Below are 25,134 nucleotides of genomic sequence, written 5' to 3'. Positions count from 1 at the left end.
GTTTTTGCAGCAGGATAATGATTGTTCTCCCTCCGCCGGTGCAGCCTGTCGGAGAAGCTTCCGTGTACGCCATTCCATCCAGGGTAAATCATCATGCGGCTCCGCCATATTGAGGTCTTTCAGGCTATCGTACAGACCGGCAGCATCAGCGCAGCGGCGCGCCTGCTGAATGTGTCGCAGCCGAATATCAGCCGTGTGCTGAATCACGCTGAACAGCAGCTGGGATTTGCGCTGTTTGAGCGACGGCTACAGGGAATGAGTGTAACGGCAGAAGGGCGACGTCTGCTGCCTGAAATAGAGGATCTCTGCCAGCGTCTGCAATCCATTACCCAGCTCACCGAACAGCTGCGGCGTGGCGAAGGGCAATTAGTTCGCGTTGGAGCAGCTCACGCTTTTGGTCAGATGGTAATGGCTCCCGCCCTGGTCACCTGGCGGCAACAGATGGCCTCCGTCAGTGTGGAACTGGTTACCGAGCACTTCAGTACCTTATGCCAGATGATTCTGGATAATCAGCTCGATTTCGCGCTGGTCTTTGGTCAGCAGGTCGATGCGGATCTCCTGGCTGAGCCTCTGTTCCAGTCCTCCATGGTGGCGCTGCTACCCCTCACTCATCCCCGGCATGAACCTGTTACGCTGGCGTGGTTGTGCAACAATAATCTACTGATGATGCAGGCGCAGGATCCGCTTGGACGCGTACTTCACCGTGCGCTGCGCGATAAGAAACTCAATCCTGCCGTGTCGTTGTCGATTAAAACCTATTCGGTCATTGCGGATATGGTGCTGGCAGGTGGCGGCACGGGCATTGTGGATCTCTTCACCGCCTGCCGCTATGCCGAACAGTTAAAATTGCTGCCCATAGCGCAGCCCCTGCCGTTTGAAGTGATGCTGATCAGCCGCCGTGACCAGCCCCAGTCGCAGTCCACTCTGCAACTTAAGCAGGTCATTCGTAACAGGCTGTGGGAGATTGCCCGGCAGTGTGAAGCGCAGTTTATCCGTTGCTGAACAGGTGCCGTTTCAGGTCATGATTGCGGCATGGGTGAAATGTGCCGACAGACACTCTTGATACGGCGTTAAAATGAAAAATCCACGCCATGGCGTGGATTTTTGGGGAGTCTGCCAGATTTCATGGGCTTAATGAAACCGGATGAGACAACCAGCAAATCAGACGTTGAACAGGAAGTTCATCACATCGCCATCTTTCACGATGTACTCTTTACCTTCTGAACGCATCTTGCCGGCTTCTTTCGCACCTTGCTCGCCCTTATAGGCAATAAAGTCATCAAACGCGATGGTCTGGGCGCGGATAAAACCTTTCTCGAAGTCGGTGTGGATTTTACCGGCTGCCTGTGGGGCTGTCGCGCCAACAGGAATAGTCCATGCACGCACTTCTTTCACGCCAGCGGTGAAATAGGTCTGCAGGTTCAGCAGCGAGTAACCGGCGCGGATAACGCGGTTCAGGCCCGGCTCTTCCAGTCCCAGTTCGGCCATGAACTCGTCACGGTCTTCATCTTCCAGCTCGGCGATATCTGACTCAACGGCGGCGCAGACGGGCACCACGACTGAACCTTCTGCTTCAGCAATAGCACGCACCTGATCCAGGTAAGGGTTGTTCTCAAAACCATCTTCATTGACGTTAGCAATGTACATCGTTGGTTTCAGGGTCAGGAAGCTCAGATAGCGGATGGCCGCTTTGTCGTCTGCATCCAGATCCAGTGAACGCAGCATGCCCGCTTCAGAGAGATGCGGCAGGCACTTCTCCAGTGCAGCCAGCTCGGCCTTGGCATCTTTATCACCGCCTTTGGCTTTTTTCTGCACACGCTGAATCGCACGTTCACAGGTTTCAAGATCGGACAGCGCCAGCTCGGTGTTGATCACATCAATATCTTCAGCCGGGTTCACTTTACCCGCCACGTGGATGATGTTGTCGTTTTCAAAGCAGCGCACCACGTGGCCGATGGCTTCGGTTTCGCGGATGTTAGTCAGGAACTGGTTGCCCAGGCCTTCACCTTTAGACGCGCCTTTGACCAGACCCGCGATATCGACGAATTCCATGGTAGTCGGCACCACGCGCTGCGGCTTAACAATCTCAGAAAGCTGGTCGAGACGCAGGTCAGGCATCGGCACCACGCCGGTGTTTGGCTCAATGGTGCAGAAGGGGAAGTTAGCCGCTTCGATACCCGCTTTAGTCAGCGCGTTAAACAGAGTGGATTTACCGACGTTCGGCAGGCCCACGATACCGCATTTGAATCCCATGGTTTGATACCCTTTATAACTGGATGGACAGTGAGCCAGAAGGCGGACTGTCGGAGACGGATTGAAAAATTTCGCGCATTATACACGGAATCACGACGATTCGGGCGTTTAAGCAGGCTTGAAGGCGTGCAGCCGGTTCATCGCCTTGATGCGATCCTCTTTGAGCCACAGTTCAGTACAGCGCGCCGCTTCATCAATGGCATCATCAATCAGCTTCTGCTCACTGGCGGGCGGCTTGCCCAGCACAAATCCCGTCACCTTGTTGCGGTCGCCGGGGTGACCGATACCGATGCGCAGCCGATGGAAATTGTTGTTGTTGCCGAGTTTGCTGATGATGTCTTTCAGCCCGTTATGGCCGCCATGGCCGCCGCCTTGCTTGAACTTCGCCACGCCGGGGGGAAGATCAAGTTCATCGTGCGCCACCAGAATTTCTTCCGGCGTAATGCGATAAAAGGTCGCCATCGCCGCCACCGCTTTACCGCTCAGGTTCATAAAGGTGGTCGGGACCAGCAGGCGCACATCCTCTCCGGCTATCGCCAGGCGGGCAGTGTAGCCATAGAATTTGCCTTCCTCTTTCAGTGACTGATTGTGGCGCTCAGCCAGTAAATCCAGATACCAGGCACCCGCATTGTGGCGCGTGGCGGCATATTCAGCGCCCGGATTGGCAAGGCCCACAATCAGTTTAATGCTGCTCACAATGATTATCCTGCTGTTATCGCGAAAGGGCGTTAGTTTACTTCGCCACACTCAGGATGACAAAGCCGAAGCATTGAAATGGTTCAGAACCGTGATTAATCATTTTCTATCTGAATCAACAGACTGCAATCAGGACCAGCGGATTCTTTATGACTGATGTGTGATCCAGTCCGCAACGTTGCCTCTATCCATTGCCTAAACTTATGGCACTTAACATTGTGTGCGGTTATTGACTCATAAGGATGGAGGTGCAGCATGAAACATCATCACTGCCGCGTAGCGGGTAACAGCTTGATGGTACTGGGATTAGTCACAATGGTACTGGGCGTCGGTTTTTCAATTATTAATCAGCTTCCCTCCCTCCACATGCCGCAGCTTCTGGCGCAGGGTGCGATGCTAGGCATCTTTATCGGTGCGCTGCTGTGGCTGGTGGGGGCGGGTCTTAGTGGGCGTGAAAAAGTGGAAGATCGTTATTACTGGCATCGTCGCTATGATAATCGCTGCCGGCGGACGCCCAATTCACACCATTAACTGAGTACGGCAGTGACCGGATGCTGCGCTGTGCGGTTCCGGCCGCTGGCCTTAGCGTGGTAGAGCGCCGCATCCGCCAGTGCCAGTAAATCTTCAAAGTCCTGCTGGTGGTGGGTCACAGTCGCAAACCCAATGCTGACTGAATAGGTAATCGCATTGGGTTGTGACGCGCAGACCGCCAGTCGGATCGCTTCACACCAGGCTCTCGTTTCCTTTGCGCCTGCCGGAATTATCGCCGCAAACTCTTCTCCACCCAGTCGCGCAAAGCGCCCCTCCGCCGCTATCAGTTCTCTGACAATGCTGCAAAAGTGAATTAAAATCTGGTCTCCCTGATGATGACCATACCGATCATTAATGCTTTTAAAATGATCAAGATCGAAGAGTATCGCGCTGTAGGGCTTGTTCTGACGGCGGCAACGCGCCGCAATTTTCCCGGCTTCGTTAAACAGGGCACGACGATTCCAGACGCTAGTCAACGGATCGTGCAGGGAGGCATGTTTTAAGCTGACCTGCATCCGTTCATTCACCATGGCCAGAATAGTAAACGTCAGTCCGATGACAAACAGAATCGACTCAAGGATGACGTAAACCGAGAAGCTGGAGCCGCCAATCGCACCGGGCTGCGCACTGGGAATCGCCGGGTCCAGAAACAGGCGTGCCAGATGAAACAACAGATGGATCCACAACAGTAACTGCGCAGGCCAGAAAGTGGCTTTCAGCATGTCACGTGCCAGCCAGACCAGTTGGATCAGCGCAGCGGTATAGACGACACAGGCGATGCACAGCACCAGTACCCGTTTGGGTAAGCTGTAATAGAACACCGGAAAGCAACAGAGGAGTGCCCAGAGCAGAGCGCCCAACAGCCAGTGAATGCCGATGGGTTTGCCGCACAAGCGTCGGAACGCATTTAACAATCCACCATACGCCAGCATCACCAGCACATTACCCACCGCAACAGGCAGAAAATGCAGACCACTGCTGCGCAGGCTGCTCAAGAATACGGAAATCAGGGTAAAAACCAGTGACAGGCAGGTAAAACCCAGAACCCGGTCATACTGCGATCCAATCCAGGCAAAAACCATAATGATGCTCAGAAACCCCAGCACATAAAGCTCGCAAATAAATAAGGTATAAATATCGAGGTTCATGAGGGCCGGGTTCTGATGAAAATTGCGTTGCAAATTACCACTTAATGGCACCGGGCAGAAGCGGGGAACGCAGCGTTTTAGCAAAAGAGTAAGTGGCGTTGAAAATAGGGGATTGCAGGGGAATTTATCGCGGAAATCTCAGAAAAAGAAGCGCGTTAATCGGGCGACTGGCAGACATAAAAAAACCGGGCACAGGGCCCGGTTCCGCGAAGATTAATGCTCGAACATCGCCGAGATCGATTCTTCGTTACTGATGCGGCGAATTGCTTCGGCCAGCATGCCAGATAAGGTCAGCGTGCGCACATTCGGCAGTGACTTAATCTCGTCAGAGAGTGGGATGGTATCGCAGACGATCACCTGGTCGAGGACGGATTTACGCAGGTTTTCAACCGCATTGCCGGAGAAGATCGGGTGCGTCGCGTAAGCGAACACGCGCTTGGCACCGCGTTCTTTCAGCGCTTCAGCCGCTTTGCACAGCGTGCCGCCGGTGTCGATCATGTCGTCGACCAGCACGCAGTCGCGGCCAGCAACGTCACCAATGATATGCATCACCTGAGAAACGTTCGCGCGAGGGCGGCGTTTATCGATGATAGCCATATCGGTGTCGTTCAGCAGTTTAGCGATAGCACGGGCACGTACTACGCCACCAATATCGGGAGAAACAACAATCGGGTTTTCCAGACCGATCTGCATCATATCTTCCAGCAGGATCGGACTGCCAAATACGTTATCAACCGGGACGTCGAAGAAGCCCTGGATCTGCTCGGCGTGCAGGTCAACCGTAAGAACACGGTCAACTCCGACGCTGGAAAGGAAGTCTGCCACTACTTTAGCGGTGATAGGCACACGCGCGGAACGCACGCGGCGATCCTGACGGGCATAACCAAAGTAGGGAATGACTGCGGTAATACGACCAGCAGAAGCACGACGCAGCGCGTCGACCATCACAACCAGTTCCATCAGATTATCATTGGTGGGAGCACAGGTGGACTGGATGATGAAAATATCACCACCGCGTACATTTTCGTTAATCTGTACGCTCACTTCACCATCACTGAAACGGCCTACTGCGGCGTCTCCCAGGCTGGTGTAAAGGCGGTTGGCAATACGTTGTGCTAGTTCCGGGGTGGCGTTACCAGCAAATAGCTTCATATCAGGCACGAGAAGAACCTCAGGCTTTGCGTCCAGAGAATGAACGGCATGACGGTAACCGGCGCGTACGGTCATGTTCGTTCACACGGGTGTGTTGATGCAAAAGGCGCAGTGTCTGGAACGGGGTGACACTGTCACGCATTTGCTAATCGCCTCGCAGGGCACGCTGTAGCGGCGAAACATTTACGCCCCGCGCTACAAATCCGCGCACCCCATTCGGGGCAAGCTCCAGCACCTGACGGGCAGCAGACTCGGTGTCGAATTCAGCAAACACACAAGCGCCCGTGCCAGTCAGGCGTGACGGCGCGTATTCTAGCAGCCAGGAAACAAGCTCATCAACCTCACGAAAACGTTTTCTTACCACTGCTTCACAATCATTGGTGAAGGGTGCAGCTAAAAGCGTCGATAAACTGCGCGATGGGGTATCACGCGTCAGTTCGGGGTCGTTGAATACCACTGGTGTACTGATGTTCACGCCGGGATGAGCGACAAGATACCACTTTTCTTCGGGCTCTGCGGGCTGAAGTTGTTCACCGACTCCCTGCGCAAAGGCCGCGAAGCCCTGAACGAACACCGGTACGTCTGCACCCAGCTTCACGCCAATCGCCGCCAGCGCATCCGGTGTGAAGCCGGTTTGCCACAGGTGATTCAGCGCCACCAGCACGGTGGCGGCATCAGAGGAGCCGCCGCCGAGACCGCCGCCCATAGGCAGGCGTTTCTCGATGGCAATCTGCGCGCCTGCGCGAGCAGACAGGCATTTTTTGTCCTGTGCCGCCTGCTTCAGCATGTTCGCGGCACGCACAATCAGGTTGTCCGCATCGGCAACGCCTGGCACCGGCGTTAACAGCTGAATCGAATCGCTGTCATCAACGGTAATCTGCAACTGGTCACCGTAATCCAGAAACTGAAACAGCGTCTGCAGGTTGTGATAGCCGTCGGGACGACGGCCGGTGATGTAGAGAAAAAGATTCAGTTTTGCCGGGGCAGGCCAGTGGGTGATCATTGAACGGTCCAGCCGTCCATACGCAGTTTAATCCGCTGATCACCCTCTTTCAGCTCCAGGCTGGAGGGCAGCGGCGGGGTGACCTTGCTGTCGTAGCCTGCGATAGAAACCTGCCAGTTCTGGCCGTCGCGGCTGTAGTTCAGGCTGCTCAGCTGATAGCTATCGTTAAGCTGATAATCTGTGGCATCGCCAGGCAGACCCATCATCCACTGACGCAGGTTGGCCAGCGGAATGTTCATGCCAGTCAGCTGTGAAATCATCTTCTGCGCATCGTTGCTGACGTAGCGCTTGCCTTTGTTATCGACAATCTGCACCACAGAGCCCTGCGCATCGAGCTGCAGTTCGGTGCTGCCCAGCGGGTTAGTCAGCAACAGGCGATAGCGATCCGGCGCGGTCTGCTGCCAGTTAAAGCGGGCATAGACTTTCTGTTTGTCAGAAAGGTAGGCAAAGGCGCCGCGGGTCTGATAGTGCGTGACCTTTGAGACCGCCTGCTGATGCTGTTGCCACTGTGGCGCGGTAACGCTGGGGCCCGGGCCTTGCGGTTTGTTGACGCTACAGGCCGCCAGCAGGACGCTGGCAAGGGGCAAAAGGCGCAACAGATTGCGTGGTGAATTAAGCATCAAGTGGTCATCTCCTCGGACACATTTATTATTCGTAACGGATAACGCTAACCGTCACGGTTTTAACCGTCAATGCTGTTATGCAGCAAATTGAGCACGATCGGGTTAATCTTATTACAGTCATAGCCTTTGTATGGCTTTTCTTGATCTGCCGCATCTTGTAGAATGCGCCTCACAAAACCCTGACATTATTGGGACATCCCAACCAAAACCGCCATGACGCTGCTCGCTCTCGGAATCAATCACAAGACAGCCCCCATTGCTCTGCGCGAACGCGTCTCGTTCGGGCCGGAGACGCTTGAGCAGGCGCTAAACAGCCTGTTATCACAGCCAATGGTGCAGAGCGGCGTGGTGTTGTCCACCTGTAACCGGACTGAACTCTACCTGAGTGTAGAGCAGCAGGCCGACTTACAGGCGCGTCTGGTGAGCTGGTTATGCAATTATCATCAGCTGGATGAAGAGGATGTACGCAACAGCCTGTACTGGCATCAGGATAACGAGGCGGTCAGCCACCTGATGCGCGTCGCCAGCGGACTCGATTCACTGGTGCTGGGCGAACCGCAGATCCTCGGTCAGGTGAAAAAAGCGTTTGCTGATTCCTCACGCGGTCATGCGCTGAGCAGTGAACTGGAACGCATGTTCCAGAAAACCTTCTCTGTTGCCAAGCGCGTGCGCACGGAAACCGATATCGGGGCCAACGCGGTCTCGGTGGCGTTTGCTGCCTGTACGCTGGCCCGTCAAATCTTCGAATCTCTCTCCTCCGTCAATGTGCTACTGGTTGGCGCAGGTGAAACCATTGAGCTGGTCGCGCGTCATCTGCGTGAACATCAGGTCAAAAATCTGATCATCGCTAACCGAACCCGCGAGCGCGCCGAAACGCTGGCGGCGGAAGTGGGTGCCGAAGTGATCACGCTGGCGGAGATTGATGCCCGTCTGGCAGAAGCCGACATTATTATCTCGTCAACCTCCAGTCCGCTGCCGATTATCGGCAAGGGGATGATGGAGCGCGCCCTGAAAGCGCGCCGCAACAAACCTATGTTGCTGGTGGATATTGCCGTACCGCGCGACGTAGAGCCGGAAGTGGGCGACCTGCCTAACGCCTATCTCTACAGCGTGGATGACCTGCAGGCGATCATCGAGCAGAACCTGGCGCAGCGCAAAGCGGCCGCGGTTCAGGCCGAAAGCATCGTGGTGCAGGAAAGCAGTGAATTCATGGCGTGGCTGCGCTCGCAGGGCGCGGTGAATACGATCCGTGAATATCGTTCTCAGGCGGAAGAGATCCGCGCTGAGCTGGAAGGCCGTGCGCTGCAGGCGCTGCAACAGGGTGCCGACCCGCAGAAAGTCATGCAGGAACTGGCGCACAAGCTGACCAACCGTTTAATACACGCTCCAACCAAATCACTTCAGCAGGCCGCCCGCGATGGCGATAATGAACGCCTGCAGATTTTACGCGACAGCCTGGGTCTCGATTAGGCACACCGCTGTCGCCACCTGTTACGGGAATCCCACATTTAAATGAAAACCTCTATAGTTGCCAAACTGGAAGCCCTGCAGGAGCGCCACGAAGAAGTGGAAGCGATGCTGGGCGATGCTGGCGTCATCGCCGATCAGGAGCGTTTCCGTGCGCTGTCACGCGAATATGCGCAACTGACCGACGTGACCCGTTGCTTCCGCGACTGGCAGCAGGTGCAGGAAGATATCGAAACGGCGCAGCAGATGCTCGACGATCCTGAAATGCGTGATATGGCACAGGAAGAGTTGCAGGAAGCGCGTGAGAAGAGTGAGGTACTGGAGCAGCAGTTGCAGGTTCTGTTACTGCCGAAAGATCCCGATGATGAGCGCGCCTGCTTTATCGAAGTGCGCGCCGGAACCGGCGGCGATGAAGCCGCGATCTTCGCCGGCGATCTGTTCCGCATGTACAGCCGCTATGCCGAAGCGCGTCGCTGGCGCGTGGAGATTATCAGCGCCAACGAAGGCGAGCATGGCGGTTACAAAGAAGTCATTGCCCGCGTAACCGGCGAAGGTGCCTATGGACGCCTGAAGTTTGAGTCAGGCGGCCACCGCGTTCAGCGTGTACCAGAGACCGAATCGCAGGGTCGTATTCATACCTCAGCCTGTACCGTAGCCGTGATGCCGGAAATCCCGGAAGCGGAACTGCCAGAAATCAACGCAGGTGACCTGAAGATTGATACCTTCCGCTCATCCGGGGCAGGCGGTCAGCACGTCAACACCACCGACTCCGCGATTCGTATTACTCACCTGCCAACCGGCATCGTGGTGGAGTGTCAGGACGAGCGTTCACAGCATAAAAACAAAGCCAAAGCACTGGCGGTGCTGGGTTCGCGTATTCACGCGGCAGAGATGGCCCGCCGTCACGCCGCTGAAGCCAGTACCCGTCGCAATCTGCTGGGCAGTGGCGATCGTTCTGACCGTAACCGTACCTATAACTTTCCGCAGGGCCGCGTGACCGACCACCGTATCAACCTGACAATCTACCGTCTGGATGAAGTGATGGAAGGTAAAATCGACAGCCTGATCGAGCCGATTGTGCAGGAGTACCAGGCGGATCAGCTGGCGGCGCTGGCTGGTCAGGATTAATGGATATTCGTCACTGGCTGAAACAGGCGGTCGCTACGCTGTGCGGTGGTGACAGTCCGAAGCGTGACGCAGAGATCCTGTTAGGTTTCGTGACCGGCAAATCGCGCAGCTGGTTGATTGCCTTTGATGAAACGGTGCTCAGCGATGCGCAGCTCGAACAGCTTGATAGCCTGCTGGCGCGCCGGGCCCGGGGTGAGCCGGTGGCCCATCTGGTGGGTGAACGCGAGTTCTGGTCGCTGCCTTTGCGCGTCAGTGATGCCACGCTGATCCCGCGGCCCGATACCGAATTGCTGGTCGAGCAGGCGCTGGCGCACCTGCCCGCGGCACCCTCGACCATTCTGGATATGGGCACCGGCACCGGGGCGATTGCGCTGGCGCTGGCCAGCGAGCGGCCCGACTGTCATGTGACCGGCGTGGACCGCATCGAGGCCGCCGTTGAGCTGGCGAGCAGCAATGCCCAGCAGCTCAGTCTCACCAACACTACCTTTCTGCTCAGTCACTGGTTCCAGTCACTCACGCCGCAGCGCTTTACCCTCATCGTCAGCAACCCACCCTATATTGATGCCAGCGACAGTCACTTGGCGCAGGGTGACGTGCGTTTCGAGCCCCGTAGCGCGCTGGTGGCCGATGAAGCGGGACTGGCGGATCTGCGCACGCTGATTGAGCAGGCGCCCGCATGGCTGCTGCCGGAAGGCTGGCTGCTGCTTGAGCATGGCTGGCAGCAGGGTGAGGCGGTGGCCGATTTGTTGCGGCAAAATGGCTATCACGCCGTCGAAACGGTCAATGATTACGGCGGCAATCCGCGTGTGACCTTAGGTCAGTTCCCCTCATAAAAGCGCTTTAAAAAGGATTGATGATGTTCGTCTTTTATCCCCTGATTAAAAATCTGCACATCTTAACGGTCGTGCTGACCGTAACACTGTTCCTGCTGCGCTTTTACTGGCTGCGCTGTGGATCGGCGATGATGACGAAACGCTGGGTCCGCATTCTGCCGCACGTTAATGACACGCTGTTACTGGTGACCGGCGTCTCGCTGGTGATGATTACTCACTTCTATCCCTTCACGCCGCAAGGAAGCTGGCTGACGGAGAAGCTTTTAGCGGTTATCATCTACATCGCCTTAGGATTTGTGGCATTGAGTCGCCGTCCACGCACTGATCGCACCCGCTGGATCGCTTTTCTGGTGGCGTTAATCGCCCTGGTGACCATCATTAAGCTGGCGCTGACCAAAATGCCGTTATGGGGATAGTATGACCTCGACCGAACAATTAGATTTCAGCCAGACACCGCTGTGTGAAGCGGTGATTGGTGCCACACTTGCCATCCGCGCTGATTTCCCGGCGTTGTCGGTGGAAACGCAACTTGCGGCGTTAGTCGCCGAAGCGCGTGACTATGTGAGTCACTCTGAAGATGCTGACATGCAGCTGGAAAAGCTGCTGGAGCTGTTTTATCGCCAGTGGGGATTTTGCGGCGCCAGCGGCGTCTATAAACTTTCTGATGCGCTGTGGATCGACAATGTCCTGAAGACACGTCAGGGCACGGCCGTGTCACTGGGCATTATCCTGCTGCACATCGCCGCCGAGCTGGAACTGCCGCTGATGCCGGTGATCTTTCCGACGCAGCTGATTCTGCGTGCCGACTGGATTGATGGCGATAAGTGGATGATCAACCCGTTCAACGGAGAAACCCTTGATCGGCACACACTGGAAGTGTGGCTCAAAGGCAACATCAGCCCGACCGCGCGTCTGTATGATGATGACCTGGACGAAGCGAAAACCGTCACCGTGATGCGCAAGATGCTCGATACGCTGAAAGCGGCGTTGATGGAAGAGCAGAAAATGGAACTGGCGCTGAACGTCAGTCAGGTGCTGTTGCGTATCGATCCTGATGATCCCTATGAAATTCGCGATCGCGGTTTGATCTACGCGCAGCTGGAGTGCGAACATATCGCCCTGAATGATTTAACTTACTTCGTTGAGCAGTGTCCTGAAGACCCGGTCAGCGAAATGATCAAAGTTCAGATTCACGCAATCGAACAAAAACAGGTCACGCTGCACTAAGCGGACCCACTGAAAAGGAAAGGGCATGACACAGAAAGTCGTGAGTATTGGCGATATCAACGTCGCAAACGATCTGCCATTTGTGCTGTTTGGCGGGATGAACGTGCTGGAGTCACGTGACCTGGCAATGCGCATCTGCGAACACTACGTCACCGTCACCACTAAACTCGGTATTCCTTACGTGTTTAAGGCGTCGTTTGATAAAGCGAACCGTTCCTCGATTCACTCCTATCGTGGCCCTGGCCTGGAAGAGGGGATGAAGATTTTCCAGGAGCTGAAGCAGGCTTTCGGCGTGAAGATCATTACCGATGTTCATGAAGCATCACAGGCTCAGCCGGTTTCTGAAGTGGTTGATGTGATCCAGCTGCCGGCCTTCCTGGCGCGACAGACTGACCTGGTGGAAGCGATGGCTAAAACCGGCGCGGTTATCAACGTTAAGAAGCCACAGTTCGTCAGCCCGGGTCAGATGGGCAACATTGTTGATAAGTTCGCTGAAGGCGGCAATGAGCAGGTTATCCTGTGCGATCGCGGCAGCAACTTTGGCTATGACAATCTGGTTGTCGATATGCTCGGCTTTAACGTGATGAAGAAAGTCACCAAAAATAGCCCGGTGATTTTCGATGTGACCCATGCGCTGCAGACGCGCGATCCGTTTGGCGCAGCATCAGGCGGTCGTCGTGCGCAGGTGGCTGAGCTGGCAAGAGCCGGTATGGCCGTCGGTATTGCCGGTCTGTTTATCGAAGCGCACCCGGATCCAGAACACGCCCTGTGTGACGGCCCATCCGCGTTGCCACTGGATAAACTGGAGCCGTTCCTGGCACAGATGAAGGCGATTGACGATCTGGTGAAAAGCTTCCCGGAACTCGATACCAGCAAATAAGTTTGCTGCAAAAAAAAGAGCGATTAATCGCTCTTTTTTTTCGCCTGAAATCCAGTGACGTTACAGCATGATGGTCATCAGATACCCGATAAACAACGCCAGATGGGCGGCACCGTTGAGTACATTGGTGCGTCCGGTCGAGAAGGAGAGCTGACAGAGAATCAGTGACGCCATCATAATCACCATCTGTGGCGGCTCCAGACCGAATATCAGCTCCTGTCCGGTCAGGGTGGCGATAATGGTTACCGCCGGTACCGTCAGGGAGATGGTCGCCAGCACCGAACCAAAAAACAGGTTCATAGCGCGCTGAACCTGGTTCATCAGCACGGCTCGAATCGCGCCCAGGCCTTCCGGTGAGAGAATCAGCAGAGCGACCAGGAAGCCGGTGAACTGTGCCGGTGCATTCAGGTCCGTCAACAGACTTTCCAGCGTATTGGCGTTCATTTTGGTCACGGCAATGACCGCAATCAGATGCACGATCAGCCAGATAGAGTGCCAGAGGCTGCTGTGCGCCGAAGGTTTGCCATGATGCGGATCCCCGTCGTCACTCTCATCTTCATGCTCATAAACAAACAGGCTCTGGTGCGTTTTGGTCTGGATCAGCAGGAAAACGCCATACATTGCGGCTGAAATCGCTGCGATAAGCAGTGCCTGGGTGACAGAGAAATTACCGCCCGGTAACGCGTTGGGAAACACCAGCACCAGAATCGCGAGGGGAAAGATAGCGATCAGATATTGCTTCACGCCCGCCAGATTAACGTACTGCGTCGCAAATTTATTACCGCCCAGCAGCAGCGCAAAGCCGACCAGCCCGCCGGTCACAATCATGACAATCGAATAAAGCGTATCGCGCATAAGGCCGGGTGCGGCATCGCCGGTCGCCATCAGTGCCGAAATCAGGCTCACTTCCAGAATGACGACGGACAGGCTAAGAATCAGGGAGCCATAGGGTTCGCCCAGCCGGTGGGCCAGCACGTCTGCATGCCGGACAACGCTAAAGGCACTGCTAAGAATGGCAACCAGCGCCACTAAGTTGATACCGACGACTATCGGAAATGAGGTATTTGCACCAAAAAAATAGAGTATCCCCAGCGTGACAAGGGGAAGTATCAGCGAGAATTCCTTGTGACGTGTTTTTTCATGTGAAGGCATTCACCATCCTCTCTGGTTAATGATTATCCGGACACAGCGAGTGCTGCTGTTAGAAATATAATCAGTTTTAGGGCAGGGCGCAGTTTATCTTTTCACCGGCCTGAACGGGAAAAATTTACTGGGTTTTACTTAATTTCTATAAAGTATCGAAATGCAATTAACCTTGTGTTATCTGAAATATTTCAATATTAATCAGCCGATAACAAATGTGTATTATCCATCTAAATCTGCATTGATCGTCAAAAAAATGACTTAACATTATAACTTATATGACCTGGTTTATGTTTTTAATCTGAATGGTCGTTAAATCACTGTTTGTGTTTTTTCTGTGCTGCGCCAGGCTTAACAGGTGTCCCTGAACTGAGGAGTAGGTATGCCTTACGCTAAACGAACCGACTTACCCGATAATGTAAAACACGTGTTGCCCGCGCATGCGCAGGATATCTATCAGCAGGCATTTAACAGTGCGTGGGATCAGTATAAAAAGGCCGAAGATCGCCGTGGCGATGAGTCGCGTGAAGAGGTGGCGCACAAAGTCGCCTGGTCAGCCGTGAAAAAAGAGTATGAAAAAGGCGATGATGATAAATGGCATCCTAAAAAATAATGTCACTGCTAGCCTGTTCATGACAAAGGGCCAGGATTATCTGGCCCTTTTTTTCGTCTTCGCTATAGGGTTTATCTGGTTTTTTTTAAGCTGGGACCAGAATCACGCTTGTCACCCCGCGCATAAATAGATTAATGTCATTTTAATGAACGAAACGCAGTGCCGTTTTGGAGATCATGTTACTGGAGCCATTCTGCAGGACGCTGTTGACGTTGAGGAGGTCGCATTGCTTACCCGGGAATTTCTATTAAAAGCGGATTGTAAAACGTCGTTCGGGGATATCGATGAGACGCTACTCTGGAGTTGCGAGCAGCGCGCGGCCTCACTGGCAGCCACCCTGGCCTGCCGTCCCGATCACAGCCCGGTATGGATCTTCGGATATGGCTCGCTGATGTGGAACCCGATTTTTGAGGCGGATGAAGTTGCATCCGGTTCGCTGGAGGGCTGGCACCGTGCTTTCTGCCTGCGGCTGATTGCCGGACGTGGTACCGCCACGCATCCCGGCCGCATGCTGGCGCTGAAGCAGGGTGGCCGCACCACCGGACTGGCGTTTCGCCTGCCGGAAGAGCGTTTGCATGAAGAGCTGGCACTGCTCTGGAAGCGTGAGATGATCACCGGCTGTTATTTACCGACATGGTGTGAGTTACAACTGGAGGATGGCCGCAGCGTGACTGCACTGACCTTTATTATGGACCCGCGTCATCCGCTCTATGAATCGGACTCCTGCCCGGAGGCGATTGCACCCCTTATCGCCGCGGCCAGTGGCCCGCTGGGTTCGAATGCGCAGTATCTGTTTGCGCTGGAAGAGGAACTGACCCGACGCGGCATGGAGGAGGAGAGTCTGAGCAGGCTGGCGCATCAGGTGCGCACCCTACAGCAATCCTTTCTGAAGCAGGCCTGAGGCGGGTCAGCCGCTTAAAAGCAGCATAGAAAAGGGCGCGACACTGTCGCGCCCTTTTATGATCCCGTGATTATTTACCCGGATTAATCAGCCAGGTGCCCGGCTTATCAATGGTCAGGGATTGGGTATGCGTCTCGCTGCCATTCTTCACGTCGATTTTGTATTGTCCTGCTGCCAGATTCAGCGCGGCAAATCCGCTGCTGCCCGGTTTCACTTCGACCGGCTGTCCGTTAAGCAATACGCTTTCACCGCTTTCGAGCTTAAGATAAACCGTCGCCAGCGCAGCCGGAACGGCGGCGGCTGATGGAGTCGACGCGGGCGCAGGCGTCATGGCTGAGCGATTACTTACCACCTCCGGCGTCGTACTGTGGCGATTAGCCAGCCAGACCGTGACGATGACCGCCACGATAGCCACTGCTGCCAGGCCCAGCAGGCCAGGAGACAGCCGGCGCACGGTGCGTGGCGTGACCGGCTCAGCAGACGCGGCGGCATGATTCATGGCCATCACGACAGGCGGAGCCGTCTCGGGCCCCTCTTCTATTGGCAGAGCAGGCGGTTCGCCCGGCACCGGGAAGCTGTTCACTACCGCTTCCACATCACTGACCGGCAGATCGATCAGCGCCGCAAAGGCGTCAATCGTTTGCGGACGATCGCCTGGTTTCATCGCCAGCGCGCAGTCAATAGCATGCAGCAGCGGCAGCGAATAACCTTCAGGCTGGCGTTCCACCAGCGGCTGATAATTATCTTCAATGCAGCGCACCACGCTCACTGGCGGGGGATTACCGGTAATCAGGCTATGCAGCACCGCGCCAAGGGCGTAGATATCGGTCCAGGGGCCCTGTTCAACTTCACCTTCTTCACTGTATTGCTCAATCGGCGCAAAGCCCGGTTTCAGCATGATTTCCGTTTCGTCAGAAAGGTTGCCGATCTCCTTTCGCGCCGAGCCGAAGTCCAGCAGCACCGGCAGCTGATTCTCCTGAAGCTGAATGTTATCGAGAGAGATATCGCGATGCAGATAGCCAGCCTGATGAATGGTGCTGATGGCACCCAGCAGTGGCGGCAACAGGCGGCGTATCCAGGCTTCACAGATCGACGCCGGGCTGGTGACCTGCCACTCTTTCAGCGTCATGCCGCTGTAGTAGAGCGTGCCCATGTAGGCCGTGCCGTTCTGCTCCCAGAAGCGCAGCACGTGCAGCAATCCCGGGTGGTTAAAGCGGGCCAGCAGTCGCGCTTCCTGAATAAAGCTGTTCAGCCCGGCATTAAAGAGCTTCTGGAAACGCTCACCGCGCAGTTCCAGCGTCAAATCCGGGGCACGAACAGCCAGCGATACGGGCATATACTCTTTAATAGCGATAGTGCGTTCTAACTGGTGATCCCACGCGCGATAGACGATGCCGAAGCCGCCGCCCCCGATCACTTCCTTGATCTCAAACTCATTGAAACGGTAGCCGTCTGGCAGGGCATTGGGAACAGTTTTCGGATTATCATTTGCCGACATAGTGAACTCTCTGTACACGGCCTGATCGTCAGGCTGCGCGGTAATTAATTGATGTTACGCCAGGCACCAATGGCAGGATCAGCCAAATCCGCGTGCAGGGTGTCGATGAGTAACACATTCACTTTTTGCTGTGGCATGAAATAGGGCGCCCACTGGCTGCGCAAGGTATCGACTCGCGATTTCACAGCGTCAGCATCCTGCTGCGCCGCATTCTTATCCATTTTAATCAACAGGGCACCATTGAAGCGCCAGACATGTTGCCGGGCATCAAAGGGCAACACCAGCCAGCTCTCTGGCGTATCCGGGCGTGTCACAATCATGCGCTGATTATTCGCGGCGATGACTTCCAGCTTGCTGTCCGGGATCGCCAGATTGGCGATGGGATAGCCCTGATAGAACGTGACCGCGACGGGCGTGGAATGTTCTGGCGTCGCCAGTGTCAGTTCACTCCTGCCTTCTGCCCAGCCGTCAGGCGAGCAGTGCTGCTTGCTGACATCCGGGATAAACAGGGTCTGGGCATTCTCATCCCAGGCGGTGCGGAAATGACAGCCGCTGGGGAGATCAAAATGTTGCAGCGGCGTGCTGTTGGCGGGCCGTGACAGGTCAAGCGGTGCGGCATTGCTGTCACTGGCGCTGGCTGTGGCATCGGCCATCACGATAGGGCGCCAGTTCTGCAACTTGCTGGCGCTGCCGCTGGCCAGTACGCCACCCTCTTTGTTGGTCATCTGCCAGGGCAGTTCGTCCAGTAATCCGCACTGATTAGCAAGCAGGGTGCCGACGCGGGGTAAAAAGGTGGTCAGCACCGACGAATCCTTACTTTTACCGGAGACGATGCGCAACGGCAGCGTCTCTTTACACCAGTCGTCAGGCGCTTTGCTCACCACATTATCGATATAGACCTCCAGCGCCAGGCTGGGGGAGTAGACCACCCGATAATTTTCAGCCTGGGCGTTAAAGGCAATCAGCAGAGTGATGATGCCGGGCAACCACAGTTTCATAAGGATCCTTGGAATCAAAAACGAGGCGGCAGAAAGCGCGCCGAATCAGCCAGTGAATAGAGCAATGTTGCCTCTTCCGGTTCACCAATCCAGACCGCCAGTGCGCTGAGATTATCTTTCTTCACGTTGCGGCTTACCGCCTGTTCCATCAGAGCCAGCCACTCTTCGCAGGCATTCACCATACGCAGCGCCTGTTCCATTTCATCACTGGTCAGATTCAGCCAGAAGCCATCGGTGCAGACCAGAAATGCGTCGCCATCTTCCAGCCCAATCTCCTGCGAAAAGCTCACCAGACGAGACGGTTCAGCGCCGAGCGCATTATAGAGTAAATTACTGTTAATGCCGGTATTTTCATAGCCCGCATCTTTGAGTTGCTGGGCCAGACTGTGATCCCGGGTCACCTCATGAAGCACGCCACGGCGGAAGTGGTAAACCCGGCTGTCACCAGCATGCGCCCACCATGCACGCTGTTTCTGACGGTCAATAAACAGCGCCGCCAGGGTCGTGCTCATGCGTGAATATTTCGGATTTTTACCCTGTGCCGCCTGCAACGCTAAGCGGCACTGTTCGATGGCCTGACGCGTCATTTCTGGCGTAAAATCGTCGTGCGCCTGAATCTGGCTCAGCAGGGTATCCCGCACCAGCTGTGCTGCCATCTCGCCGCCAGGCAAACCGGCCACGCCATCGCAGACCACAAAACAGGCTTTACGCTCATCCAGCTCAGCGCCGGTGCGATCCTGATTCTCATCGCGTAGCCCCTGCTGGCAGCGGCTGGCAAAAACGATTTTCATGCTTCATCTACCCGCGTCTGAGAGTCTTTATACTGATTCACTTCCATGTCATACGCGTGCAGAAAGGCCTCGCCAAACAGCGTGTGGAAATCGTCTTCGATCTCTCCGGCGGTACGCTGGTAATTACGCATGAAGTAGTCCCACAGTGCCGCTTTCTTCGCGGTGGAAAAGGGCAGCTTTGATACCAGACCATCGGCGCGCGCCTGTTCTTCCAGCCGCTGCGGATTAAAAGATTGCAGCATCGCCGCGATAATGGCGCGAATACCGGCAATCATGCCCAGCTGGTGGGCCTGCAGATCGACCAGCGCATCGCGTACCGCCTGTTCCGGCGGCATAAAACCGGGCATCTGACTCTGATACATCTGCATCAGCACGGTTTTGCCGGAGGGCAGTATCTTGAACGGGTTATTGGCCTCGTTCAGGATCATCGTCATGTCCGCTTTTACGCCACGCTTGAGAATGGACCGCGACGAGAGCAGCGCCACGGTGCCCTGAGAAAAGAGGCTCAGCATCCGGCCGGTAATACGCATCTGCTCTTCATCAACCGGGGTGGCGTGGCCGTTGCTCAGTCCCATACCGTCCAGCAGCGCGGCGATCAGCCGATCCTGATCCATCGGCTGTGACACCTGCGCCCGACGCGGCGCATTGTCCTGCGGGTCGATCGCCAGCCGCGCATCGTTGTGGCGCTCGTGGCGGGTGGGGGTAACCTCATTGACCAGCAGTCGCTCATCAATCTCATGATGTTCGTGAATGCCCAGTGGATTCGCAGGCTCGACGCTGTCGCCAGCGAACAGGGCCAGGGGATCGGTCCGGGCGTTATTGCAGGTGGGGTCACGCACTTCCAGCGCATAGTCGCCGATGCGCAACGCATCGCCATGCTTCAGCAGCACCTGCATGCCGCGACCCAGGGAAATGCCGTTATGTTCTACCGGCGTCACGCTGCCCTGATTGGTCAGACGGCACTCTCCGTCATGCGACAGGTGAACCAGTGCCTGCAGACGCGAAATGGCACGCGTCTCATCTGGCAACACCAGGTCGTTGTCCTGACTGCGGCCAATCGTGCCGCCAGGCGGTTGAAACGCCACGCTTTTGACCGGAACATCCGTAGTGCTTTGCACAATGGTAAATTGCATGAGTTATCCCAGATTAAACGGCAAACGCATCCGGCCTCATTCGAACATCGGAGGATAGAGGCCATTACGTCCCGGCTGTGAACCTGCCGCCGGGTTAAACAGTAACGAAAACAGCTGCGCGGTAAGGTTGCCGCTGTGCTTGTGGGTCGCATGGACAAACCCATCGCTGCGGTTACTCCACCAGTAGCTCATATGCTGCTGAGGATCGAAACGTTCAGCCACTTCATGCCAGCTCAGCGTGCAGGGAAGATCCTGAAAGCCGAGCACATCCATAATGGCAGAGGGCCTCCGGGCGGGCACCAGCAGCGGAGGTAATGCCTGAATCTGCTGTTCTAACTGCTCGCCGTTGAGCGGGTTCTGAACGGCCCGTAACAGTGTTGCGCCCAGATCCTGAAACCAGTCGCCGGAGATGGTCAGCTGGGCCGGATGCCACTGCCTGAGCGGAAAGCTGTGCAGTGCCAGCAGCGGCCAGGCGCGTCCGACGCGGTCGCAGGAGGGCAGTAAACAGCCCATCTGTATCTGTGGCCGGGTCGCGGTTACCGGCAGGACAAAATTCCACACCGGCGCGTGAAGAAAGTTCGCGCTGTAGGACCAGGCCTGCTGATGCCAGTGCATTAATCCCTGCTGGAACCAGTGGTTCCACGGGCTAATCTGTTGCTCGCTTAGTCGATGGTGCAGAAAATCACCGGTCGACGGCAGCTTGCCATACCAGCCGGGGGCCGTGTAAGCAGCCATGTTCACCTCACCATTACTCGCTATGTGAGTTTGACCGCGGGGCCGGATGCACAGGCGTTACCGCCAGTACGCCACTCGCCTCGCCCGCAATGTTCAGATTATCCGCCAGCTTGCGCATCATCAGTGCATTATCCCGTGCATAAGGCGACGACTGAATCTGCTGATCCAGCAACTGGCTCAGGTGCCAGTCAAGCTGCTGCAAATCGCGGGCACTGACCGTATCAGGCAGTGAGCGCTGTAAATTTTGCAGCAGCCAGGCCCGTAAAAACTCGCCGTCATAATTACGCGGTTGATAGAGCATCTGATAGGCACGCAGCGCATTGCGGCTGTAGGCGTTATCATTACCCGGATCGTTGCGCAGAATGTTGGTGATCTGCTGCGCCACGCGCGGCAGCAACAAAGACTTAAGCGCATTTTGATAAAGCACCCAGGCGGCATCGCTGACCTGGCTGCCGCGGTATAAGCCAGCCCGCATAGTAAGCGGCGGATTATCGAGAGAAAAACGTTCCGAGAGCGGCAGCTTCACAAGGTTATTCAGAAAGGGTAGCAGATCAAAAATATTATCAGCAGGCTGATGAATCACCTGCAGACTTTGCTCACGAATCGCGGGTACCCGCGCAGCAACCTGTTGCAGATAATGTTGATTCTGGTAGTAGCTCAGTCCCCACAGGCTGGAGGCGATCAGCAGCGCACCGGCCAGCACACCATAGCCAATCCAGTGGAACAGCTGATTACGGTACTCCCAGCGGCGATTACTGCCCGCCAGACCGCTCTCTTTGAAGATCAGGTCGCTGAGCAGGTCGCGAATAAAGAAGCTCTGGCCTTTGTTGCCGGGAATCGGACTATTGCGGTTAACGCTGTCCCAGGCCGCGATCGAGTGATCGCCCGCCTGACGTAACTGCAGTTTGCGGCTCAGTTCACCCATCACGCGATCAAACGGCAGACCTTCCTGAGTACCACTGGTGAAAAACAGGCCGCGCGGGCTCCAGGCGACCGCATCCTGATGATCGGAAAAGACGATATCCAGATATTCGTTCAGCAACGGGCGCAGCGAGGCGAACTCCTGCGGGAAGAGGAAACATTCCGCGCGTTCGTTCAGGTCGCGTTCCTGGGTCATCTGTGCGGCCAGGTGCTGCTGGAGATCCTCTTCCAGCCGCTCAAATTGCTGGCCAAAATGGTGGTGCCAGTCGTCTTTGTGCGGCTTGCCCAAATCCCAGTTAAAGGTGAAGCCCCAGATGGCATCACGCCGTGCTTTATCCATGGAGCCGAAGTAGCTCATAAAGCCTTTCAGCAGATCGGTTTTAGTCACCATCACATAGACCGGAAAGTGAATGCCGGTTTGCTGATGCAGTTCCGCCATACGCTCACGGAGCGCGCTGGCCTGAGCGAAACGCGCCTCGGCCGAATCACTCAGCAGATCAGCGACGCTGATCGTCATGATCACGCCGTTAATCGGCTGGCGGGTGCGATAGCGTTTCAGCAGATTAATAAAGCTGTGCCACTCACCAGCATCGCGCACACGCTGGCTTTCCTGCAGCGCATAACGCCCGGCTGTATCGATCAGCACCGCGCTGTCAGTGAACCACCAGTCGCAGTTACGGGTGCCGCCGACGCCACGAATGGCCTGTTTGCCCAGCGTATCGGTCAGAGGAAACTCAAGGCCCGCATTAAACAGCGCGGTAGTTTTACCGGCCCCGGGCGCACCCATCACCAGATACCATGGCAGTTGATAGAGGTAATTGGCGTTAAAGCGTGACAACAGACTGCCGTTGTGACGACGACCAAACTGTGTGCGTTTCAGCTGCATTGCGGCTTCGCTGAAGCGCTGGTTGAGCCGTTCTTCGGTCACCTGACGTTCCGCTGAATCCTCGCTGCCCGCCAGCTCGAGCTGGGTCAGTAAGCGGCTGTTAAACCAGGCACGATAAAGAGACGGGATCAGCTGGAACAGAATCCAGAGAAAATAGAGGGCGCTGACGGTGAGCTGGCGAGGCAGAACCGGTTCCAGCGGACGTGACTCGCCCCATGACCAGAACGGGCCCAGCATCCAGACCAGACAGCTCAGCGCCGTAACGCCGATAAAACTCCACAGCAGGCGGTGCGTTAGCAGCAGACGAAGGGAGGCGCGCATCATTGTGCTCCTTGATGATTACTGAGCGTTTCAGGTGCGGCAAACAGCGTGATTTCTATGCGGCGGTTGCGGGTCCGGTTTTCGCTGCTGTCGTTGGGCAGCAGCGGGTCGCTGTCGCCACGGCCTTCAGAGCGAACCGTGTGACCACCATTCAGCTGAATCTGTAACAGCTGGGTGATCGCGCGGGCGCGGGCAAAGGAGAACTCATAGCTGGAGGCAAAGCGGCTGTTATCCACCGGGTGATCGTCGGTGAACACCGAAACCAGAATAGTGCCTTTAACATCTTTCATGGCAGTTGAGACGCGAGCCAGCAGCGCGCGGCCCACCGGATTGATCACTGTGCCTTGCTCAGCAAACAGTTTGTCCGCCGGAATAATCACTTTACTGCCAAAGGCGCCATCGCTGACTTCGAGTTGTCCGGCGGCGATGACATCATTCAGGCGCTGACGGAGATCGAGCAGCGCCTGCGGCGAAGAGGGGCGGCGGCCCGCAGTAATCTGCGGCAGCGGCGTCTGATAGAGGGCGCGCAGCAGCGGTTCGGCAGCATTGCCAAGCCGCCAGTTCAGGCTGCTGTAGATCAGGCAGCCGATCAACGCGACCAGCATGGCACAGGCCCAGAGCGGCACCATCGGGCGGGCGAGGGTGCTCACCAGCGGATGCACCTCCACCAGTGGAGGTTGTGGTGTCTGGCGCTGAGCGCGCGTTTCGTCAATCAGAGTTTTCAGGCGTTTACGGATACCGTCGCACTGGGCGCGGCCGTTTTCACTGCCGCGATAGCGGCCTTCATAACCCAGCAGCAGGCAGTATTGCACCACCTCCAGTAGCCAGAGGTGCTGTTGCGGGCTTTGTGAAATGCGCGACAGCAGCTGAAAGAATTTTTCGCCGCCCCAGCTTTCATTGTGGAAGGTGACCAGCATGCCGTTACCAGACCAGACTCCGCGCGTGCCCCAGGGGGTTTGCGCTGCCGCTTCATCCAGTGCGCTGCAGATGCAGTAACGCGCCCCGATAATCATCTCAAACGGCAGCCCTGCCTGTTTACAGCGTTGTTCAAACTGGCGAATTTCATCAATAAGAGACTGGCGCAGACCCGCAGGGTCATCGTGGGTGGCTGCCTGACGAATTTGCACCACCGCGTTCAGCAGTGGCGCCGCAGCCTGAAGTAATAGATTCTCATTGCCTGAGGGGGTCGCCTCACGCGCAGGGGATTCCACAGTCATTAATTAGTGATCTTCCAGCCAATGGCTAATCCCTGTACCCGCAGCCCGGGACGGTGCTGCGGGCAATATGCGCCGGATTTCATATTCAGTCTAAGATCCAGGTCGCGGTATCGTTAGTCCGACAGGCTTTGCTGGCACCGCCGACGGCCACGCAGACCTGTTTGGTTTTGCGGGGACGGGGACGGTCGCTCTGCACCGTCGCATCGTAACGATCGCTCGCCACACCCGCTTTCAACGGCACATAACCGATCAGTGGGCCGTCAGCCTGATCAGCAATCGCCAGCCAGCTGTGTTCCACATTACCTAATACTTCAAACGGTTTACCCGTTTCGAGATAGCGAACCACTTTGCCGCCGTAGTCAGGCGAGGTCATGACGGAGGCGCCATAGAGCGCGCGCCAGGTCTGATTGACCGGCTCAAATTCTGTCGGTGCCGCGACAGCGTGTCGATGGACCAGTTTGACGCCGTTAATTTCGCTGGTGACCAGCGTATCGTCAGTGACGGGCGGCGGCGGGGCCTTACAGCCTGCCAGGGTAAGAACCGCCAGCAGTGTTAACGCAAGACTCTTTTTCACCATGTTCCTCGTGATCTCATCAAAGTATCTGCATGTTGCCGGGCCCGATGCCTGGAGGCGCGGTTTGTCGCGCTGCATCGTGCCGAAATTCTGTTTTTCAAAAAAAGGTCAGTTTACATCAGGATAGTAACGTATTCAGTCTACCTAAGACTTTTGAGAATTCAAACCATTGCACCTGCTGCCAATGCGTGATAGCGGGCGCTTTACGGGCGGGTTTCGGTGTCAGAAAAGCGCCAGCGAATGTGATAGTTAAAGCGAACTGAATTATCGCAGAGACAAACTGATTGAGAACAGTGCCGCGCATTCTGCCATGCAATGAATCCGATTGGAAACTATTAAGATTTCCTTATAACTTGTTGCCAGAAAAAATTATCAGTTTGCGTTAAGAATCTTATCAAAATTCAGAATTTACGCCGGGTTCTGACCCTCATTTTTCCGGAAAGCGGCACGCCTTTTGCTACT

25 protein-coding genes are annotated in these 25,134 nt (G+C 55.8%); 10 read left to right on the top strand and 15 right to left on the bottom strand.

Annotated elements, in window-relative coordinates:
• Window positions 1–93: 93 nt before the first annotated feature.
• The gene (locus HZZ01_RS06315; protein ID WP_179895958.1) at window positions 94–1,002 is read left to right on the top strand and encodes a LysR family transcriptional regulator; all 909 of its coding nucleotides are present in this window, start codon (window positions 94–96) and stop codon (window positions 1,000–1,002) included.
• A gap of 159 nt (window positions 1,003–1,161) precedes the next feature.
• Here the strand turns inward: HZZ01_RS06315 and ychF are convergent, their stop codons facing one another.
• Both ychF and pth read right to left on the bottom strand, forming a co-directional pair.
• The gene (gene ychF / locus HZZ01_RS06310; protein ID WP_136197908.1) at window positions 1,162–2,253 is read right to left on the bottom strand and encodes a redox-regulated ATPase YchF; all 1,092 of its coding nucleotides are present in this window, start codon (window positions 2,251–2,253) and stop codon (window positions 1,162–1,164) included.
• Between the two features lie 108 nt (window positions 2,254–2,361).
• Complete coding sequence (gene pth / locus HZZ01_RS06305; RefSeq protein ID WP_179895957.1) at window positions 2,362–2,949, bottom strand: aminoacyl-tRNA hydrolase; 588 nt, start codon at window positions 2,947–2,949, stop codon at window positions 2,362–2,364.
• A gap of 255 nt (window positions 2,950–3,204) precedes the next feature.
• On the opposite strand from pth, the gene ychH reads away from it, so the two are divergent.
• Window positions 3,205–3,480 (top strand): stress-induced protein YchH, encoded by a 276-nt coding sequence (ychH, locus tag HZZ01_RS06300; protein ID WP_179895956.1) that lies wholly within the window; start codon window positions 3,205–3,207, stop codon window positions 3,478–3,480.
• On the opposite strand, the gene HZZ01_RS06295 is transcribed toward ychH, so the two are convergent.
• From HZZ01_RS06295 to lolB, 4 genes are all read right to left on the bottom strand, one after another.
• Complete coding sequence (locus tag HZZ01_RS06295; protein WP_179895955.1) at window positions 3,477–4,628, bottom strand: GGDEF domain-containing protein; 1,152 nt, start codon at window positions 4,626–4,628, stop codon at window positions 3,477–3,479. The genes ychH and HZZ01_RS06295 overlap by 4 nt on opposite strands.
• 213 nt (window positions 4,629–4,841) lie before the next feature.
• Window positions 4,842–5,789 (bottom strand): ribose-phosphate diphosphokinase, encoded by a 948-nt coding sequence (gene prs / locus HZZ01_RS06290; RefSeq protein WP_003850825.1) that lies wholly within the window; start codon window positions 5,787–5,789, stop codon window positions 4,842–4,844.
• Window positions 5,790–5,925: 136 nt separating this feature from the next.
• Window positions 5,926–6,783, bottom strand: coding sequence for a 4-(cytidine 5'-diphospho)-2-C-methyl-D-erythritol kinase (gene ispE, locus HZZ01_RS06285; RefSeq protein ID WP_179895954.1), 858 nt, complete (start codon window positions 6,781–6,783; stop codon window positions 5,926–5,928).
• A complete protein-coding gene (lolB, locus tag HZZ01_RS06280; protein ID WP_150015460.1) occupies window positions 6,780–7,403 on the bottom strand; it encodes a lipoprotein insertase outer membrane protein LolB in 624 nt (207 codons plus the stop codon). The genes ispE and lolB overlap by 4 nt, the downstream gene beginning before the upstream one ends.
• A 216-nt stretch (window positions 7,404–7,619) precedes the next feature.
• Here lolB and hemA point away from each other — a divergent pair, with 216 nt between their 5' ends.
• The 6 genes from hemA to kdsA are packed head-to-tail and all read left to right on the top strand — an operon-like array spanning window position 7,620 to window position 12,941.
• A complete protein-coding gene (gene hemA / locus HZZ01_RS06275) occupies window positions 7,620–8,876 on the top strand; it encodes a glutamyl-tRNA reductase (protein ID WP_179895953.1) in 1,257 nt (418 codons plus the stop codon).
• A gap of 42 nt (window positions 8,877–8,918) precedes the next feature.
• Window positions 8,919–10,001, top strand: coding sequence for a peptide chain release factor 1 (gene prfA / locus HZZ01_RS06270; protein WP_179895952.1), 1,083 nt, complete (start codon window positions 8,919–8,921; stop codon window positions 9,999–10,001).
• Entirely contained in the window at window positions 10,001–10,834 is an 834-nt protein-coding gene (gene prmC / locus HZZ01_RS06265) for a peptide chain release factor N(5)-glutamine methyltransferase (protein ID WP_179895951.1), read from the top strand. The genes prfA and prmC overlap by 1 nt, the downstream gene beginning before the upstream one ends.
• Window positions 10,835–10,857: 23 nt before the next feature.
• Complete coding sequence (locus HZZ01_RS06260) at window positions 10,858–11,250, top strand: SirB2 family protein (RefSeq protein WP_179897083.1); 393 nt, start codon at window positions 10,858–10,860, stop codon at window positions 11,248–11,250.
• Window position 11,251: 1 nt separating this feature from the next.
• Complete coding sequence (gene sirB1 / locus HZZ01_RS06255; protein WP_179895950.1) at window positions 11,252–12,061, top strand: invasion regulator SirB1; 810 nt, start codon at window positions 11,252–11,254, stop codon at window positions 12,059–12,061.
• 25 nt (window positions 12,062–12,086) lie between these two features.
• The gene (kdsA, locus tag HZZ01_RS06250) at window positions 12,087–12,941 is read left to right on the top strand and encodes a 3-deoxy-8-phosphooctulonate synthase (protein ID WP_179895949.1); all 855 of its coding nucleotides are present in this window, start codon (window positions 12,087–12,089) and stop codon (window positions 12,939–12,941) included.
• Window positions 12,942–13,001: 60 nt separating this feature from the next.
• On the opposite strand, the gene chaA is transcribed toward kdsA, so the two are convergent.
• Window positions 13,002–14,093: a sodium-potassium/proton antiporter ChaA gene (chaA, locus tag HZZ01_RS06245; protein ID WP_179895948.1), complete on the bottom strand. Its 1,092-nt coding sequence runs from the start codon at window positions 14,091–14,093 to the stop codon at window positions 13,002–13,004.
• A gap of 373 nt (window positions 14,094–14,466) precedes the next feature.
• Here chaA and chaB point away from each other — a divergent pair, with 373 nt between their 5' ends.
• On the top strand, window positions 14,467–14,697 hold the full coding sequence (chaB, locus tag HZZ01_RS06240) for a putative cation transport regulator ChaB (protein WP_179895947.1): 231 nt from the start codon (window positions 14,467–14,469) through the stop codon (window positions 14,695–14,697).
• A 226-nt stretch (window positions 14,698–14,923) separates the two neighbouring features.
• Entirely contained in the window at window positions 14,924–15,598 is a 675-nt protein-coding gene (locus HZZ01_RS06235; protein WP_179895946.1) for a gamma-glutamylcyclotransferase, read from the top strand.
• A gap of 70 nt (window positions 15,599–15,668) precedes the next feature.
• Here the strand turns inward: HZZ01_RS06235 and HZZ01_RS06230 are convergent, their stop codons facing one another.
• The 8 genes from HZZ01_RS06230 to HZZ01_RS06195 all read right to left on the bottom strand — a co-directional run bounded on the left by HZZ01_RS06230 (window position 15,669) and on the right by HZZ01_RS06195 (window position 24,675).
• The gene (locus tag HZZ01_RS06230; protein ID WP_179895945.1) at window positions 15,669–17,096 is read right to left on the bottom strand and encodes a serine/threonine-protein kinase; all 1,428 of its coding nucleotides are present in this window, start codon (window positions 17,094–17,096) and stop codon (window positions 15,669–15,671) included.
• Between the two features lie 44 nt (window positions 17,097–17,140).
• Window positions 17,141–18,094 (bottom strand): hypothetical protein, encoded by a 954-nt coding sequence (locus HZZ01_RS06225; protein ID WP_179895944.1) that lies wholly within the window; start codon window positions 18,092–18,094, stop codon window positions 17,141–17,143.
• A gap of 14 nt (window positions 18,095–18,108) precedes the next feature.
• Window positions 18,109–18,885, bottom strand: a complete 777-nt coding sequence (locus HZZ01_RS06220; RefSeq protein WP_179895943.1) for a PP2C family serine/threonine-protein phosphatase — start codon at window positions 18,883–18,885, stop codon at window positions 18,109–18,111.
• Complete coding sequence (gene tagH, locus HZZ01_RS06215; RefSeq protein WP_179895942.1) at window positions 18,882–20,018, bottom strand: type VI secretion system-associated FHA domain protein TagH; 1,137 nt, start codon at window positions 20,016–20,018, stop codon at window positions 18,882–18,884. The genes HZZ01_RS06220 and tagH overlap by 4 nt, the downstream gene beginning before the upstream one ends.
• Before the next feature lie 36 nt (window positions 20,019–20,054).
• On the bottom strand, window positions 20,055–20,753 hold the full coding sequence (tagF, locus tag HZZ01_RS06210) for a type VI secretion system-associated protein TagF (protein ID WP_179895941.1): 699 nt from the start codon (window positions 20,751–20,753) through the stop codon (window positions 20,055–20,057).
• A gap of 13 nt (window positions 20,754–20,766) precedes the next feature.
• Window positions 20,767–22,881 (bottom strand): type VI secretion system membrane subunit TssM, encoded by a 2,115-nt coding sequence (gene tssM / locus HZZ01_RS06205; protein ID WP_179897081.1) that lies wholly within the window; start codon window positions 22,879–22,881, stop codon window positions 20,767–20,769.
• Window positions 22,881–24,098 carry a type IVB secretion system protein IcmH/DotU gene (gene icmH, locus HZZ01_RS06200; protein ID WP_179895940.1) on the bottom strand — a complete coding sequence of 406 codons (1,218 nt, stop codon included), beginning with the start codon at window positions 24,096–24,098 and terminating at the stop codon, window positions 22,881–22,883. The genes tssM and icmH overlap by 1 nt, the downstream gene beginning before the upstream one ends.
• Before the next feature lie 85 nt (window positions 24,099–24,183).
• Window positions 24,184–24,675 (bottom strand): SH3 domain-containing protein, encoded by a 492-nt coding sequence (locus tag HZZ01_RS06195; protein ID WP_179895939.1) that lies wholly within the window; start codon window positions 24,673–24,675, stop codon window positions 24,184–24,186.
• Window positions 24,676–25,134 lie beyond the last annotated feature (459 nt).

This window comes from Pantoea sp. WMus005 (genome assembly GCF_013415305.1).
GTDB lineage: Bacteria > Pseudomonadota > Gammaproteobacteria > Enterobacterales > Enterobacteriaceae > Pantoea > Pantoea rara.
The sequence above is the reverse complement of the archived record's forward strand: the minus strand, read 5'-3'. Positions and strand labels throughout refer to the sequence as shown.

Bases quoted from the DNA above. Each gene is read 5' to 3' on its own strand.
- HZZ01_RS06295 (WP_179895955.1), bottom strand. From the start codon at position 4,628: ATGAACCTCGATATTTATACCTTATTTATTTGCGAGCTTTATGTGCTG.
- icmH (WP_179895940.1), bottom strand. From the start codon at position 24,098: ATGACTGTGGAATCCCCTGCGCGTGAGGCGACCCCCTCAGGCAATGAG.
- HZZ01_RS06260 (WP_179897083.1), top strand. From the start codon at position 10,858: ATGTTCGTCTTTTATCCCCTGATTAAAAATCTGCACATCTTAACGGTC.
- ispE (WP_179895954.1), bottom strand. From the start codon at position 6,783: ATGATCACCCACTGGCCTGCCCCGGCAAAACTGAATCTTTTTCTCTAC.
- ychH (WP_179895956.1), top strand. From the start codon at position 3,205: ATGAAACATCATCACTGCCGCGTAGCGGGTAACAGCTTGATGGTACTG.
- lolB (WP_150015460.1), bottom strand. From the start codon at position 7,403: ATGCTTAATTCACCACGCAATCTGTTGCGCCTTTTGCCCCTTGCCAGC.
- prmC (WP_179895951.1), top strand. From the start codon at position 10,001: ATGGATATTCGTCACTGGCTGAAACAGGCGGTCGCTACGCTGTGCGGT.
- sirB1 (WP_179895950.1), top strand. From the start codon at position 11,252: ATGACCTCGACCGAACAATTAGATTTCAGCCAGACACCGCTGTGTGAA.
- HZZ01_RS06315 (WP_179895958.1), top strand. From the start codon at position 94: ATGCGGCTCCGCCATATTGAGGTCTTTCAGGCTATCGTACAGACCGGC.
- ychF (WP_136197908.1), bottom strand. From the start codon at position 2,253: ATGGGATTCAAATGCGGTATCGTGGGCCTGCCGAACGTCGGTAAATCC.
- prfA (WP_179895952.1), top strand. From the start codon at position 8,919: ATGAAAACCTCTATAGTTGCCAAACTGGAAGCCCTGCAGGAGCGCCAC.
- chaB (WP_179895947.1), top strand. From the start codon at position 14,467: ATGCCTTACGCTAAACGAACCGACTTACCCGATAATGTAAAACACGTG.
- HZZ01_RS06195 (WP_179895939.1), bottom strand. From the start codon at position 24,675: ATGGTGAAAAAGAGTCTTGCGTTAACACTGCTGGCGGTTCTTACCCTG.
- HZZ01_RS06230 (WP_179895945.1), bottom strand. From the start codon at position 17,096: ATGTCGGCAAATGATAATCCGAAAACTGTTCCCAATGCCCTGCCAGAC.
- chaA (WP_179895948.1), bottom strand. From the start codon at position 14,093: ATGCCTTCACATGAAAAAACACGTCACAAGGAATTCTCGCTGATACTT.
- hemA (WP_179895953.1), top strand. From the start codon at position 7,620: ATGACGCTGCTCGCTCTCGGAATCAATCACAAGACAGCCCCCATTGCT.
- tssM (WP_179897081.1), bottom strand. From the start codon at position 22,881: ATGCGCGCCTCCCTTCGTCTGCTGCTAACGCACCGCCTGCTGTGGAGT.
- tagF (WP_179895941.1), bottom strand. From the start codon at position 20,753: ATGGCTGCTTACACGGCCCCCGGCTGGTATGGCAAGCTGCCGTCGACC.
- HZZ01_RS06225 (WP_179895944.1), bottom strand. From the start codon at position 18,094: ATGAAACTGTGGTTGCCCGGCATCATCACTCTGCTGATTGCCTTTAAC.
- kdsA (WP_179895949.1), top strand. From the start codon at position 12,087: ATGACACAGAAAGTCGTGAGTATTGGCGATATCAACGTCGCAAACGAT.
- tagH (WP_179895942.1), bottom strand. From the start codon at position 20,018: ATGCAATTTACCATTGTGCAAAGCACTACGGATGTTCCGGTCAAAAGC.
- HZZ01_RS06220 (WP_179895943.1), bottom strand. From the start codon at position 18,885: ATGAAAATCGTTTTTGCCAGCCGCTGCCAGCAGGGGCTACGCGATGAG.